This window comes from Roseococcus sp. GW821-FHT12F05, from assembly GCF_058806835.1.
The window spans coordinates 548,598-563,001 of sequence record NZ_JBXAQB010000002.1; the positions used below are offsets into that span (position 1 = coordinate 548,598).

At 70.8% G+C, this 14,404-nt stretch carries 14 protein-coding genes; 4 read left to right on the top strand and 10 right to left on the bottom strand.

The genetic code is table 11. The features are described 5' to 3' along the window. Positions 1-49: 49 nt before the first annotated feature. Entirely contained in the window at positions 50-964 is a 915-nt protein-coding gene (locus AC1ROY_RS07425) for a LysR family transcriptional regulator (protein WP_493148034.1), read from the top strand. Between the two features lie 115 nt (positions 965-1,079). Here the strand turns inward: AC1ROY_RS07425 and AC1ROY_RS07430 are convergent, their stop codons facing one another. Both AC1ROY_RS07430 and AC1ROY_RS07435 read right to left on the bottom strand, forming a co-directional pair. Beyond that, the gene (locus tag AC1ROY_RS07430; protein ID WP_493148036.1) at positions 1,080-2,678 is read right to left on the bottom strand and encodes an FAD-dependent oxidoreductase; all 1,599 of its coding nucleotides are present in this window, start codon (positions 2,676-2,678) and stop codon (positions 1,080-1,082) included. After that, on the bottom strand, positions 2,675-3,649 hold the full coding sequence (locus AC1ROY_RS07435) for a Bug family tripartite tricarboxylate transporter substrate binding protein (protein ID WP_493148037.1): 975 nt from the start codon (positions 3,647-3,649) through the stop codon (positions 2,675-2,677). The genes AC1ROY_RS07430 and AC1ROY_RS07435 overlap by 4 nt, the downstream gene beginning before the upstream one ends. A 378-nt stretch (positions 3,650-4,027) precedes the next feature. Here AC1ROY_RS07435 and AC1ROY_RS07440 point away from each other — a divergent pair, with 378 nt between their 5' ends. Further along, a complete protein-coding gene (locus AC1ROY_RS07440; RefSeq protein ID WP_493148039.1) occupies positions 4,028-4,960 on the top strand; it encodes a DUF3421 domain-containing protein in 933 nt (310 codons plus the stop codon). Positions 4,961-4,963: 3 nt separating this feature from the next. Here AC1ROY_RS07440 and AC1ROY_RS07445 read toward each other — a convergent pair whose 3' ends face one another. The 6 genes from AC1ROY_RS07445 to AC1ROY_RS07470 form a co-directional block, all read right to left on the bottom strand. Further along, on the bottom strand, positions 4,964-5,443 hold the full coding sequence (locus AC1ROY_RS07445) for a hypothetical protein (RefSeq protein ID WP_493148040.1): 480 nt from the start codon (positions 5,441-5,443) through the stop codon (positions 4,964-4,966). 21 nt (positions 5,444-5,464) lie between these two features. Continuing rightward, a complete protein-coding gene (locus tag AC1ROY_RS07450) occupies positions 5,465-6,253 on the bottom strand; it encodes a hypothetical protein (RefSeq protein WP_493148042.1) in 789 nt (262 codons plus the stop codon). Between the two features lie 374 nt (positions 6,254-6,627). Continuing rightward, positions 6,628-8,031, bottom strand: a complete 1,404-nt coding sequence (locus AC1ROY_RS07455; protein WP_493148044.1) for a carbohydrate porin — start codon at positions 8,029-8,031, stop codon at positions 6,628-6,630. 148 nt (positions 8,032-8,179) lie between these two features. Continuing rightward, the gene (locus tag AC1ROY_RS07460; protein ID WP_493148046.1) at positions 8,180-9,376 is read right to left on the bottom strand and encodes a mandelate racemase/muconate lactonizing enzyme family protein; all 1,197 of its coding nucleotides are present in this window, start codon (positions 9,374-9,376) and stop codon (positions 8,180-8,182) included. A gap of 75 nt (positions 9,377-9,451) precedes the next feature. Continuing rightward, the gene (locus AC1ROY_RS07465; protein ID WP_493148047.1) at positions 9,452-10,141 is read right to left on the bottom strand and encodes an HAD family hydrolase; all 690 of its coding nucleotides are present in this window, start codon (positions 10,139-10,141) and stop codon (positions 9,452-9,454) included. A 13-nt stretch (positions 10,142-10,154) separates the two neighbouring features. Then, complete coding sequence (locus AC1ROY_RS07470) at positions 10,155-10,862, bottom strand: GntR family transcriptional regulator (protein ID WP_493148049.1); 708 nt, start codon at positions 10,860-10,862, stop codon at positions 10,155-10,157. 138 nt (positions 10,863-11,000) lie between these two features. On the opposite strand from AC1ROY_RS07470, the gene AC1ROY_RS07475 reads away from it, so the two are divergent. Beyond that, complete coding sequence (locus AC1ROY_RS07475) at positions 11,001-11,969, top strand: Bug family tripartite tricarboxylate transporter substrate binding protein (protein WP_493148050.1); 969 nt, start codon at positions 11,001-11,003, stop codon at positions 11,967-11,969. 29 nt (positions 11,970-11,998) lie between these two features. Next, positions 11,999-12,484, top strand: a complete 486-nt coding sequence (locus AC1ROY_RS07480) for an SRPBCC family protein (protein ID WP_493148052.1) — start codon at positions 11,999-12,001, stop codon at positions 12,482-12,484. On the opposite strand, the gene AC1ROY_RS07485 is transcribed toward AC1ROY_RS07480, so the two are convergent. Both AC1ROY_RS07485 and AC1ROY_RS07490 read right to left on the bottom strand, forming a co-directional pair. Continuing rightward, positions 12,478-13,644, bottom strand: a complete 1,167-nt coding sequence (locus AC1ROY_RS07485) for an acyl-CoA dehydrogenase family protein (RefSeq protein WP_493148053.1) — start codon at positions 13,642-13,644, stop codon at positions 12,478-12,480. The two genes, AC1ROY_RS07480 and AC1ROY_RS07485, sit on opposite strands and share 7 nt — an antisense overlap. Then, on the bottom strand, positions 13,644-14,357 hold the full coding sequence (locus AC1ROY_RS07490; protein ID WP_493148054.1) for a PIG-L deacetylase family protein: 714 nt from the start codon (positions 14,355-14,357) through the stop codon (positions 13,644-13,646). The genes AC1ROY_RS07485 and AC1ROY_RS07490 overlap by 1 nt, the downstream gene beginning before the upstream one ends. Positions 14,358-14,404: the final 47 nt, after the last annotated feature.

Below are 14,404 nucleotides of genomic sequence, written 5' to 3' on the forward strand. Positions count from 1 at the left end.
CAGTATCGTGGAGCTTCGGGAAGTATCCTCCCGGATTGTGGAAGGCAGGATGGACCGGTTCGACGCCATGTCGGTGCTTCTGGCCGTCGCCGAGGCCGGCAGCCTCTCGGCCGGCGCGCGGCGCCTGGGCGCGCCCCTCGCCACGGTCAGCCGCAAGGTGGCCGAGCTGGAGCGGCACCTGGGCACCAAGCTGCTGCTGCGCACCAGCCGTCGGATCGGGCTGACCGATGCGGGCCGCGGCTATGTCGCCGCCTCCAGGCAGATCCTCCTGCAGCTGGAGGAGGCAGAGCGGGGAGCCGCCGGCGAGTACAGCGCCCCGCGCGGCGAGCTGCGCGTCACCGCGCCCGTCGTCTTCGGCGAGCGCCACCTGCTGCCCGTCGCTCTGGGCTTCCTCGCGGAGCAGCCCCGCATCACGTTGCGGCTGATGCTGGCCGATCAGCGGGTCAGCCTGGTGGACGAGCATATCGATGTCGCCCTGCGCATCGGGCATCTCGGGGACAGCGCGCTGATCGCCACGCGCGTCGGATCCGTGCAGCGGGTGATCTGCGCCAGCCCGGGCTATCTTGCCCGGCACGGCGTGCCCCTCCTGCCGGAGGATCTGGCGCGGCATGACGGCATCGTCTTCCAGGGCTTCCCCGTCTCGCCCGAGTGGCGCTACCGGCGCGACAGCGCGTCCTTCGCGGTCGAGCCGCGCATGAGGATGGCCGCGAACACGACGGAGGCGGCCATCCAGGCCGCCCTGGCCGATCTCGGCATCATCCGCGTGCTGTCCTACCAGGTGGCGGATGAGCTGCGGGATGGCCGGCTGCGGATCCTCCTGCCGGATTTCGCGCCGGAACCGCTGCCGGTCAGCCTGATGTATCCGAAGGCCGAGCTGCTGCCGTTGAAGGTCAGGAGCTTCCTGGACTGGTCCGTGCCGCGCCTGCGGGCCCGGATCGCGGGGCTGGATGGGGAGGGGCCGTAAAAGCACATGGGCTGCCTGGGCCCGGCTCCGGCCGCGTCTGCCTTGGGCAGGTCATGCATCCAAGGACGGGCGGTCCGATTGCGGGGAAATGGAAGCCCTCCCAGCCCGGCCCGCGTCAGGCCCCGGCGCTCTCCGCCATGTGCCGGGCGGCGATCCAGCCGAAGGTGAGGCCGGAGGCCAGGGAGAAGCCGGTCTGGTAGCCGGATCCCGTTTCCGTCCGCGCCGCCGCATTGCCCACGGCGTAGAGGCCGGGGATCGCGTGGCCCCGGACGTGCCGCACGCGCGCCAGGGTGTCGGCGAGCAGCCCGGCCGAGGAGAGGGCCGTCGGGTGCAGCCGGATGCCGTAGAAGGGCGGGCTCTCGATCGTGCCGAGCGTGGAGCTCGGATCGTACCGGTTGAGCCCCCAGGCGGACTGCCCGCGGCCGAACTCGCGGTCGATCCCGTCGCGGACATCCGCATTGAACCGATCCACCGTCCGGGTGAGGCTGTCCGGCGCGATGCCGAGCTGCGCGGCCAGCGCCTCCAGCGTGTCGGCGCGGCTCACCCAGGCGGGGATCTCCGCGCCCGGCGGCCGGCCCGCGAAGGAGTGCCGCCCGACATAGCTTTGATCGAAGACGAGGTAGGCCGGCAGATTGACCTGCTCCCGCGCCAGGATGTCGAAGCTCCGCAGCGCCGGCGCGACCGCCTGGAAGAAGGACTCGTCGGCGAAGCGGCGCCCGTGGCGGTTGACGACGATGGTGTGCGGCGAGGGCAGCTCCTGCGTACCGGACAACCGGCACACGGAGGTGCCGCCCGGCGCCTCGTCCGGGTTCCGGAAGCCGAGGAAGACGGAAAGGTTGTTGCCGATCACGTGGGTCGCGGCACCATGCTCGCCGGCCATGACCAGGCCGTCGCCGTCCACGCTCTCCGGGAACATGGACTGCCAGCCCGGCAGGGCCTCGAAGCGATGGACGAGGTCGGGGCTCGACTCGTAGCCGCCGCTGGCGATGACGACGCCCCGCCGCGCCTCGATCGCCTCCCCGTCGGCCGTGACGACGCCGGTGATCCGCCCGTCCTGCGAGACCAGCCTCGCCGCGGACGCGCCGGTGGCGATGGTGACGCCGCGCGCGGTCGCCAGCTTCACGAGCCAGCTGACGAGCCCGGCCCCTGCCCCGCGCTGCCCTGGCTTCTCGCGCTCAACCTCCCGCGCCGTCTGCCACAAGGCCGGCGAATTGGCGCCGCCGCCCGTCGCGGTCAGGCCGCCGAGCCGGTAGAGCGGCCCGGCCGGCAGCAGGACGCGGTCGCCATGCTCCCCCAGCTCGGCGGCCTCGATGGGCGGCGTGTCCAGGATGCGGCCGCCGGCGAGCGCGCCGGGCGCCATGCCGTAATGGTCGATCCGGGAGCTGATGCGGAACGGGATTCCGAGCCCCTCGAAGAAGCGGAGCGCGCGCGGCGCCTCGGCGACGAAGGTGGCCATGCGCGGCTCGTCGATGCCGCCGGCGCCGACATAGCGCAGGTAGGCTGTGGCGGCCTCGGCGCTGTCCGTGCCGCCGGCGGCGGCGTGCAGGTGGTTGTTGCCGACCCAGAGATAGCCGCTGGAGACGGAGGTGCCGCCGCCGATCCGCGCGGCCTTCTCGAGCACGAGGCAGTCCAGCCCGAGCTCCGCGGCCGCCGCCGCGGCGGACAGGCCCGCGCAGCCCGCGCCGATCACCACCACGTCATGGCTGCGCGTCACTGCGGCGTGATTCCGGCGGCCTCGACGACGCGGCGCCACCCCACCGTGTCCTGGGCCAGCAGCGCCTCCGCCTCGGCCGGCGGCAGCCCGCCGGGCAGGCAGGCGAGGCCGGCGAGGAAGGCCTGCATGTCCGGGGCGGCCAGGGCCTTCACCGCCTCGGCGTAGAGGCGCTCGATGATCTCCGGCGGCGTGCCGCGCGGCGCGCCCAGGCCCGACCAGTGCGTGACCGAGTAGCCCGGCAGCCCCGCCTCCGCGAAGGTCGGGACCTCCGGCAGGGCGGCCATGCGCGCGGTGCCGCTGATCGCCAGCGGCCGCAGCCCGCCCTGCGCGCCGCCGATGGCGGAGCCGGGCGAGGCGAAGACGACGTCGACCTGCTTCGCGAGCACGGCGGTCACGGCCTCGCCGCCGCCGCGATATGGCACGTGGAAGAGCTTCACCCCGGCCTCGAGCTCATAGGCGACGGTGGCGAAGTGGACGGAGCTTCCGACGCCGCCGCTGCCGTAGGTGATCTTCTCCGGGTTCGCCTTCGCCGCCGCCGTCAGCTCCTGCAGGGTGCGGTAGGGCGAATCCTGGTGCACCGCCGCCATGACCGGGGTGAAGGCGGTGATGGTGATGATCCGGAAGGCGCCCGCATGGTCGAAGGGCAGCCGCCTCTGCAGGAAGGGCATCATGCCGTAGGTGCTGTCGATGGCGAGCAGCGTGTAGCCGTCGGGCGCCGCGCGGGCGACCTCGGCCGCGCCGATGCTGCCGGAGGCGCCGGAGCGGTTGTCGACCACCACGCCCTGGCCCAGCTGCTCCGAGAGCTTCTGGGCCAGCTTGCGGGCGACCGTGTCGATCGAGCCGGTCGGAGCCCAGGCGACGACGAGGCGGACGGGGCGAGAGGGATAGGCCTGCTGCGCCAGGCCGGGGCGTGGCGATCCCGCGGCGGGCGCCATCACCAGTGCCAGCGCGGCACGGCGTGAGCGATTCATCGGCGCTGCCTTCCCATCATCTCCGGCCGCTTTCCGGGCCGAACGGAATATCGGCGAAAGACTGCGGACAAGGATTGTATCCTGTCAACGCCGGCAGGCGTCGCGCGCGGGCCGGGCGCCGTCCGGCCGTGGCGACGGCGGCGACGCGCATCGCAACGGCAAGTCGAGGCGCGGCGCCATCGACCATATCCATGAAATGGAATTATCATTCGATGGATAGGCCTGCTGGAATGCCATAAATTGGCAAAACCTGAAGATTACATTCGGACAGATATATAAAAATATCCGAATCGGCACCGATCATTGCCCATCGTTCACCACAATTTACTGGCGCATTTGCGGGATGCGAAGGTGAACCCGCATGCAAGGACATGCACCATGACATCACTCGCCCATGCGGCGCTGGTCGGCGGCGCGATGATGGCGGCTTCCGCGTTGTCGCAGGCGCAGCAGCATCACGTCGGCGAATCCGGCGCCTGGACGGTCGAGCGGTGGGGCGATCTCTGCACCGCCCGCCTCTTCAACCCGGAGAACCAGCTGGATTTCGGCCGGCTCCTGCGCCTCGATTTCGACGGCCGCCAATGGTCCATCCTGTCCGACTTCCGGATCGACGACGGCCGCCCCATCAACCTCACGGTCGATCGGCGCGACTTTCGCGCCGATGTGGCGCTGGCCGACAATCTGGTGGTCGGCCGCGTCGGCGCGAACGTGATCGCCGCGCTCCGGACGGGCAGCCGGCTGAACCTCAACCTCGACCCCACGGGCCCGCAATACCGGCTCCAGGGCTCCGCGGGCGCGATCCAGTTGCTGGAGGGCTGCGCCAGGGATCCGGCGTCATCGGGGCCCCCGCTGCAGCCCGTCCGCGGCGGGATCGACTGGGTCCGGCTTTCGGGCGGCACGCTCGCCCCCGGCGCCGTCCCCGCCGGCCGCGACACGAATGGCGAGCCGCTCTTCATCTGCGTCGCCCGCCACAATGGCGGGCTGCATCCGGGCAAGATCCGCCAGGGCTTCACCGGCTGCAACTTCGGCTATGGCGGGCGGGAACTGACGGCCCCGACCTACTCGATCATGCTGGGCAGCGCAAACTGGACCCGCGCCTCGGGCGGCCAGGTCCCCTTCGGCGGGGACGTCCCGCCGGAGAAGATGGCGCTCCCCTACGGCCGGGAGAACGGGGAACCGCTCTTCGTTTGCCGGACGGAGCATCGCGGCAGCCTCCAGCTCGGGAAGATCAGGCCCGGCTTCGCCGGCTGCAACTTCGCCTATGGCGGCGCCGAGGTGACCGGGCCCAGCTACGAGGTCCTGGTGCCGTAGCCCTCAACGCCCGCCATTCGCCCGGGTGCATTCCCGCAGGCGTCCGACCGCGGCGCCGACCGAATTGTTGAAGGAGACGTTGCCCGACAGGTATCGGCCGCGGGGACCGCCCCGCCACCGATACCCGCGCGCACGGATGATGCGGCCGATCTGGTCGTCATCCACATGCAGGACGAAGCGGCTGCCGTCCGAATCCGCATCGATCGGCTCGGCCTGGCCCCCGATGGTGATCGTCGATTCCGGGTAGCGGCCTCGCGCGATCCCCTGGGCGGGAACGGACACGTAGAAGCGGCCGTCCCCGCTGCGGCCGATGATGTTCTGGCCCCCCTCGGCAAAGGCGCGGCAGAGCGCCCGGGTCGGATGCGGGGCCTGGGTGAACCTCCAGCCCCCGAGATCCGGGCCGAAGGGCTCCTGCTGCGCCTGGGCGGCGCCCGGCACGCCCAGCAGGCCCGCGGCGAGGAGAAGAAGACGGCGGACGCGCATGGAGCTCTCTCTTTCCGGAAGCTAGCCGCGGCTCAGGAGGAACCGGACGGCCCTGTCGCCGGCCTGGGCGCAGGGCACGGCATTCACCGTGTAGGGAAAGCGCGCCTCCGGCGTGGCCATCTGCGGGATGGTGAGGCACAGCCCGGCGGAGGACTGCACCACCGCCGCCTCGGTGGAGGTCGCGCGCGTGGTCCAGCTCGGAGCGCCCGGCTGGCAGGGCTCCAGGACCGGCACGGGCGGCCGGCCCATCCCGGGCGCCTCGAGGCCGAGGCAGAGCTCGGGGTGCCGCGACAGGCCGAGGCTGCCATTCTCGCGGCGGACGAAGATCATGTCGGCGGGGACGCGGCAATTGTGCAGGACGAGGTTGCTGCCCGCCGCCAGCCCCGGCTCGGCGCGCAGGCAGCTCTGCGACGCCTCCTCGGGGAACAGGGCGTTGCCGTCGGGCTGTGCGGCGATCGCGGCGGCCTGCGCCGCCGGCGAGAGAGCGCGCGCGCAGATCCGCACCGTGGCGCCCACCCAGCAGGCGCCGTCGCGCCTGACCTGCCCGAGGGGCGCCTGGGCATGGGTGGAGGACGGGTCGGCGTTCCAGCTCGCCTCGGCGACGCCGGGGGAGGTCAGGTTCACATAGGCGAAATACGCCTCGCCGCTGATCTGGAAGCTGCCGCCCTGCATCGGCGAGAACTGGCAGGTGCCGCGGATGTAGGTCCGCCCGCGGACGGTGAGCTCGCAATCGGCCGGGCGGCTGTCGGCCTGGGCCGGCGCGGCGGCAGACGCCAGGACGATCGCTGCGGCCAGGGCCAGGCGGTTCAATTCATTCTCCCATCATCTTCTAGACATGCTAGGCGTCACGTCAGGAGCGAGGCAAGACCCCAATGATGGTCGATGCAAGTATAAATGATTGCATCATACCCGATCTCCGCAATCATGATTAAATTCCAAGGCAATATTTTTGCCATGGGTTCTTATCCTGTCAACCTTGTTTCGGGATATTGAGTGAGAAGGTGAGCACAACCGCCGGTTGTTCGCGCGAATATTCGGTTGCGCCCGCCAAATCCTTCTCGACGGCACCTTCCGCCGGTTCTGCCGATACGCTCCGCGCCCACATCTGCCGAAGGCCGGCGACCGCCGCGGCCCGCACCTTCCGACCCCGGGGAGAGGACCGGCCCGGCATCCCATCCCCTCCCTCAGTAGAGAAGGCGCGTGCGGAAGCCGACGACGAGGGCGTTGCGCCCGCCCGGCTCCTCGCTCGGGTTCCAGATGTGGGTGATGACCGGCTGCAGGTCGAAGCCGGGGCGAATCTCCGCGAGGTAGGTCAGTTCCAGATTCGCCTCGAAGCTGCGGCGCGGCACCGCGCCGTCCGACAGCCGCGCGAGGTCGCGGTCGAAGTCCCGCGCGGCCCGCGCGTACTGGGCGAAGATGAAGCTCGCGCCGAAGCGGTCGTGGGGCCTCCCCGGCACGAGGTTGGCGAAGACGATGCCGCCGTCGGCGTAGAAGCCGATGGTGCTGCGGTCCTGCGGCGCGATCGAGACGCGGCCGAAGACCGAGATGCCCGACAGCGCGTCGCCGCCGCTGGGCCGCCACAGCTGCTGGTCGAGGATGCCGTAGAGCCCCCAGGTGCCGCGCCGGCGCAGCGGCACGCCGACGCTCCCGGGGTCGGCGAGGAGCGAGCCGTCCACCGCGAAGCGCAGATCCTCGAACCGCCCGAGATGCCCCCAGCCGCCGAGCTTGAGCGTGCGGGCGAGGCCGGGCGCGTCCGGCTCCTGGTTCCAGCGCCGCCGCGCCTCGGCGAAGAAGAGCGGCGGGTCGTTCACGCGGAAGTTGGTGTTGTAGCGGTTGCGCACCTGGTCATCGACGCCCCGGCGCGGCGGGCCCGTGTTGCCGTCGAAGATCGCGGCGCTCAGCTCGAAGCCCGCGCCCGGCCGGAACCCGACCATCGCGCCGGGCGTCGCGAGCGGGAAGGCCGGCCCGCCGCCCGGCAGGTTGAGCGCCGCAATCGTCGGGAAGTCGCTCTGCAGGAACATCGCCGACAGGTCGGAGTAAAGGTACTCCACATCGGCCGCGAGCTGGCCCGCGCGCAGCCGCACCGCGCCGCCCCACAGGCTCTGCTCGAGCCAGGCCTCCGAAAGGCGGATGCGCGGCATCGCCTCGATGGCGGCGATGGTGTTCACGCCGCCGACATAGTCGCGCCGGATGCGGCCGGTGTTGTGGATGAAGAAGCCGTTCGCGTAGCCCCGCAGCCCCGTGAGGCCCGCCAGCCGCTCGAAATCCACCTGGAGGGAGGGCTCCAGGAGGCCCTGATTCACCCAGCCGCGCCGCTGCCCGCCCCTGATATTGCCGAGCACGTCGGTCATGTAGGAGAGGCGGAACTCGATGCCGCGGTCGGAGAGGCCCCGGACGGCGCCGAAGGGGTCGCCGCCGCCCGGCAGCGTGTTGCGCAGGGTGGACGTGGTGGGGCCGTCCGAGCGCGGGCCCCGCTCCTCCATCTGCGCCCGCGGGCCTTCCCCGAGAGGCAGGAGGAGCAGGAGCAGCCCCCACAGAAGGGTGCGCGGCAGGGCAGGCCCGGCGAACTGTGTAGGCCACTTGCCCAAGAAGCACTTCCCACCTTATGCGCGGCGCCTTCTAGTACCTCGGAATGACAGATGCACCCAGTTCCGATGGCTCATCGGTGAAGGCTTCGCCGGTGGCGTGAGCGCGCCTACAGGCCGCGGCCATGGCTATGGCCGGGATCTCCACCATTCAGCGGCTCTCCGACCAGAGGAAGGGCGCGATGGCCCTGCGGTCCAGCGTCACGCCCAGGCCTGCCGCATCCGGGACCGTGATGCGCCCGTTGCGGATCCCGCGCTCCGGCGGGTTCTCCAGGATCTCGACGTAGTCCGGCTCGTCCGGGAAGTAGGGATAGACCTCCTGGATGGAGAAATTGGTCGTGCAGGCGTCCAGCTGGATGCAGGCCGCCGTCATCAGCGGGCTGCCGCAATTGTGGGGCGCCACGCGCATGTTGTAGGCCTCGGCCATCGCCGCGATCTTCTTCGTCTCGAGGATGCCGCCGGTGTTGCCGATGTCGGGCTGCACGATGTGGATCGCCTGCGGCTCCAGCACCTTGCGGAAGCCGTGGCGCGTGTAGATCCGCTCGCCCAGCGCGATCGGGATGTTCACGTGCCGCGAGACCTGGCTCACCGCGCCGATGTCGAAGGGATCCGCCGGCTCCTCGATGAAGCCGATGCCGAGATCCTCGTAGCGGCGGCACAGCCGGATGGTCTCGTCCGTGGTCAGCGCGCCGCTGAGGTCGAGCAGGATGTCGATGTCAGGCCCCACCGCGCGGCGCAGCTCCGCGATCTTCCGGTAGGCCTGCTCGCAGAAGTCGCGGTCGACGGCGCGGCGCGTCACATGGACCAGCGTGCCGTTGGGGTCCTTCATCGCCAGCGGATAGCACTTGATGGCCCGGTAGCCGTCGCGCACCGGCCGCTCGCCGGCCTTGGCGAACTCCAGCGGCGTGGTGGCGCGGAAGCACCAGCCGTTCGCATAGAACTCGATCTCATCATGCACCTTGCCGCCGAGCAGGTCGTAGACTGGCACGCCCAGCGCCTGCCCCTTGATGTCCCACAGCGCCTGCTCGATGGCGCTGATGCCCGCGAAGACGATGGCGCCGCCGCCCTTGGCCCAGAAGGAGTGGTCGTACATGCGCGACCAGATCTGCTCGACGCGCCGGGCATCGGCGCCGATGAGGAAGCGGTCGGCGAGGTCCTTGATCATGCCGGCCGCCGCCGTGCCGCCGGAGCCGTAGGCGATGGCCGCCTCGCCGATGCCGGTGAGGCCGTCCGCGGTCTCGATCTCGACGATGACGGGATGCATGGCCATCCCGCTCTGCACGAGATAGCAGCGGACAACCGCGATCTTCAGCGCGGCCAGGGAACCTATCAGGGGGGCGTCGAGCACGTTCTTCTCTCCAATGGTTGATTGTCGACCATTCATTCGGTCAAAAAAGGGGACGGCCTCCCGGCCGCCCCATCCTCAGTCCAGGCCGAGCAGCGCGGGCACGCCGCGCAGGTCCGGCAGTTCCTCATAGGGATACCAGTCGGGATTGGCCGGGATGCCGAGCCGGTTGATCCAGACGCCGCGGATGCCGAGCTGGTGGCAGGCCTGCATGTCGAGATCCAGCGACATCGCGACATGCACCGTCTCGTCCTTCGTCACGCCCATCACGCGATGCGCGTGCTCGAAAATCCTCCGGCTCGGCTTGTAGGCCTGCGCCTGCTCGGCGGTGATGACGTGGTCGATCGGCACCTGCAGCAGCCGCACGTTGTGCAGGATCAGGTCGTCGTCGGAATTGGTGAAGATGGCCAGGCGGTAGCGCGCCTTCAGCCGGCGCAGCACCTCCACCGTTTCAGGATGCGGCCCCATCGTCCTGATGGACTGCACGATGCCCTCGATCTCCTCGGCGCTGGCGGGGATGCCGTGCTTCGCGAAGGCGGCGGCATAGCCCCGGCGCAGGATGGCCTTGTAGCCGAGATGCTCCGGCGCGTTCTGCAGCGGCCTCGCCTCGGCGCTGTAGCTGTCGAGCAGCACGAAGGGATCGAGCGTGCTGCCATGGCGCGCCAGCACCGCGCCGATGGCCTCGTGCAGCACCTCGCGCCAGCGCACCAGCGTGCCGTAGCAGTCGAAGGAGATGACCTTCGGCACGGGCTCCAGGGAAAAGCTCATCTTCTGCCCTCGGTCAGGCGGCGGCGGAGGTGGAGAGGCGGCGCAGCGCCTCCTCCCCGAAGGTCCGGGCGTGCTCGCGGAAGAGCGCCGCGGCGCGGGCGGGATCGCCGGTCAGCAGCACGTCGAGCAGCGCCTGGTGCTGCGGCTCCAGCCGGGCCAGGGAGGTCGGCTTGTTGTTCGCGAAGCCGATGAGCATGCGCATCTGGGCCTGCACGCGCTCGTAGTGGCCGAGCAGCCTTCCGTGCCCCGCCGCGGCGACGACCGCCTTGTGGAAGGCGAAATCCGCCTCGTCGGCGGCCGGCGCGTCGCCGGCGCGGCAGGCGGCGACCAGCGTGTCGAAGGCCGCCTGGATCGGCGCGATCGCGGTGCGCCTGTCCGCGCGGGCCGCGGTGATGTCCGCCAGGGCGGAGGCGACCAGCTCGGCGCCCATCCCCTCCAGCGCCTCGCGCAGGGTGAAGAGCTCCCAGGTGTCCTCGGCGGTGAGGCCCACGACCTCCCAGGCGGCATAGGGCCGCTGGGCCAGCAGCCCTTCGGCCAGCAGCGTGTGCAGGGCCGAGCGCACCGTGCCGCGCGAGACGCCGAGCTCGGCGGCCAGCTGCATCTCGGTGAGGCGGTGGCCCGGCGGGAGCCGGCGCGAGACGATGGCCGCGCGGAGCTCGTCCGTGGCGCGGGATTCCAGGCTGCGCTTCTCCAGCGAGGCGAGGGTTCGGGGCATCTTCATGATGGCGAGGATACACGTCAATTCTCTATTGTCAACAATCAATCACCGGGAATAGCCTATCCAGGCCAGCATCCCGCCATCCGCCGCAGAGCAGAGGCGGCCACAGGGATTTCCTCTTCACCCCCGATTGAGCCTCGCATGACCCTTCCCCTGAAACGCCGCGGCCTCCTGGCCCTTCCGGCCTCCGCCCTCGCCGCCCCGGCCCTGGCGCAGGGCTACCCCGACCGTCCGATCCGCCTGCTCATCCCCTTCCCCGCCGGCGGCGGCACCGACGCGCAGTCCCGCCTGCTCGCCCAGGGGATCGCGGAGGTGCTGGGGCAGCAAGTCGTCGCCGAGAACCGCGGCGGCGCCGGCGGCAGCATCGGCGCCGAGGCGCTCGCCCGCTCCACGCCCGACGGCTACACGCTGGGCATCGGCACCACGAGCACGCATGCCATCAACCCCGCGCTCTACCGCCGGCTCTCCTACGATGTCCGCCGCGACTTCACGCCGATCGGCGGCTACGGCATGCAGCCGCTGGTGATCGTGGTGCGCAACGAGCTGCCGGCCCGCGACATCGCCGGCTTCCTCGACCTCGCGCGTCGGAGCGAGATCACCGCGGCCTCGCCCGGCAACGGCACCTCGGGCCATCTCGCGGCGGCGATGCTGAACGTCGTGGCCGGCACGAAGCTCGTCCACGTGCCCTATCGCGGCGAATCCTACGCCAACACCGACCTGGTCGCCGGGCGGGTGGACTGCATGTTCGCCCAGCCCACCACCGCCCTCCCCAACGCCCAGGGCGGCATGATGCGCGTGCTCGCCGCCACCTGCGCGCAGCGCTCGCCCCTCCTCCCGGAGCTGCCGACCTTCCAGGAGGCCGGTATCAGCGGCTTCGAGGTCGTGGGCTGGAACGCGCTCTACGGTCCGGCAGGACTGCCGGCCCCGGTCGTGGCGCAGCTGAACCGCGCGATGAACCAGGCGATGCGCCCGGAGGGCATCAAGCCGCGCATGGACGCGCTGGGCGTGACGCCGCTGGGCGGACCGCCGGCCGAGCTCGCCGCGCTGATGGAGCGCGAGCTGCCGAAATGGGCGGCCGCCGTGCGCGCGGCGAACGTGGCGCTGGATTAGCGCCGCGCGGGCGGGCAACCTCGCGGGGCATGGCACGACGCATCGACCACGCATCGAGGATCATCGCCGCCTCCCCGGCCCGGATCTACCGGGCCATGCTGGCGCCGGACGAGCTCGTCGCCTGGCTGCCGCCGAAGGGCATGACGGGCCGTTTCGATGCCTTCGATCCGCACGAGGGCGGCGCGTACCGGATGACGCTCACCTACGACGCCCCAGGGCACGACGCCCCCGGGCACGACACCCCCGGCAAGAGCTCGGAGCACGCCGACACCGTCCAGGGCCGCTTCGTCGAGCTCGTCCCGGACCGGCGCGTGGTGCAGGCGGTCGATTTCGAGTCCGACGATCCCGCCTTCGCGGGCACGATGACCATCACCTGGTCGCTCGCCCCGGCGCCGCTGGGCACGCGGGTCACCGTCGCCTGCGAGAACGTCCCCGCGGGCATCCGCCCCGAGGACCATGACGCCGGCATGAAGGCCTCGCTCGAGAACCTGTCCGACTATCTCTGGAATCAGTAGCTCTTCGGCAGCCCCAGCACGCGCTCGGCGATGTGGCAGAGGATGAGGTTCGGGCTCACCGGCGCGATCCAGGGGATCATCACCTCGCGCAGGTAGCGCTCCACATGGTACTCGCGGGCATAGCCGAAGCCGCCATGCGTCATGATGGCGTTCTGGCAGGCCTTCAGCCCCGCCTCGGCCGCGAGGTACTTTCCCGCATTGGCCTGCGGCCCGCAGTCGAGGCCCCGGTCGTAGCGCCAGGCCGCGTTCTGCACCATGAGCCAGGCCGCCTCCAGCGCCATCCAGTCGGCGGCGAGCGGGTGCTGCACGCCCTGGTTCTGGCCGATGGGACGGCCGAAGACCACGCGCTCCTTCGCGTATTCCGTGGCCCGCCCCAGCGCCGCGCGGCCCAGCCCGATCGCCTCGGCGGCAATGAGCACGCGCTCCGGATTCATCCCGTGCAGGATCTGGCGGAACCCCTGGCCCTCCGGCCCGATCCGATCCTCCTCCGGCACCTCGTAGCCTTCGAAAAAGATCTCGTTCGAGTCCACGCCGGCGCGGCCCATCTTGTCGATCTCGGCCACGCGGCAGCGCGTGCGGTCGAGCTTCGTGTAGAACAGCGAAAGCCCGTCCGCCGGCTTCGCGACCTGGTCCAGCGGCGTGGTGCGCGCCAGCAGCAGGATGCGGTCCGCCACCTGCGCCGTGGATATCCACACCTTCTGGCCGTCCACGATGTAGCGGTCGCCCTGCTTCACCGCCCGCGTCTTCAGCCGCGTGGTGTCGAGGCCGGTCGTCGGCTCCGTCACGCCGAAGCAGGCCTTCTCCTCGCCGCGCACCAGCGGCGGCAGGAAGCGCGCCTTCTGCTCCTCCGTGCCGAAGACCACCACCGGGTTCAGCCCGAAGATGTTCATGTGGATGGCCGAAGCACCCGTCATCCCCGCGCCGGAGCCGCTGATCGCCTCCATCATGATCGCGGCCTCGTGGATGCCGAGGCCGGAGCCGCCATATTCCTCCGGGATGCAGATGCCGAGGAAGCCGGCCTCCGCGATCGCCCTGTGGAATGCGTGCGGGAATTCGTGCGCCTTGTCGCGCTCGTGCCAATAGGCCGCGTCGAAGCCCGCGCAGAGCGCGAGCACGCCCTCGCGGATGGCCTCCTGATCGGGCGTCAGTGCGAAGTCCATCAGCGCAGCACCTCCAGCACCTCGGGGAAGACGCGCTGATAGGCCTCGCCATGGCTCATCCTGATGCCCGCGTTGCGGCCGCCCTGGATGCCGCGGTTCAGCGCGACGCGCTCGTAATAGGCCCAGAGATGCGTCTGCGCCGGCAGGCATTCGAAGGCCTTGCGCTTGGTCTCCCAGACGCTGTCGATGTTCAGGATCACGTCCGGCTTGAAGCCGCACATCTCCGTCTGGTGCGGCTCGAACATGTAGACCTGCGGCGCGCGGTACACCGCGTCCGGCCCCGGCTTGTGCCCGGCCGCCTGCGCCACGATCCGCGCGTGCTGGGCGAACTGGCAGGCCGTCGGATGGTCCATGTTGTAGGGGTCGTTCGCCGCATGGGTCAGCACGAATTCCGGCCGCAGCGCGCGGAAGGTGTCCACGAGACGGTCGAGCATCGCCGGCGTGGGGATCAGCGGATAGTCGCCCGCATCGTAGAACTCGATCGACGCGCCCAGCACCGCCGCCGCCTTCTCGGCCTCGTCCTTGCGGCCCGCCTTCACGATCTCCAGCGTCGCGCCCGGCCTGGCCCAGGCGCCCTGGCTCTCGCCGCGCTCGCCGAAGGCCAGGCAGACGATGTGCACCTTGTGGCCGGCCTTCGCGTGCAGCGCGATCGCCCCGCCCGCGCGCCAGACGAAATCCCCGGGATGCGCGGTGACCACGAGCACGTTCGGCATGTTCCACTCCCAGGATTCGGCCGGCCGAACCTAGAAGCGCGCTCCAG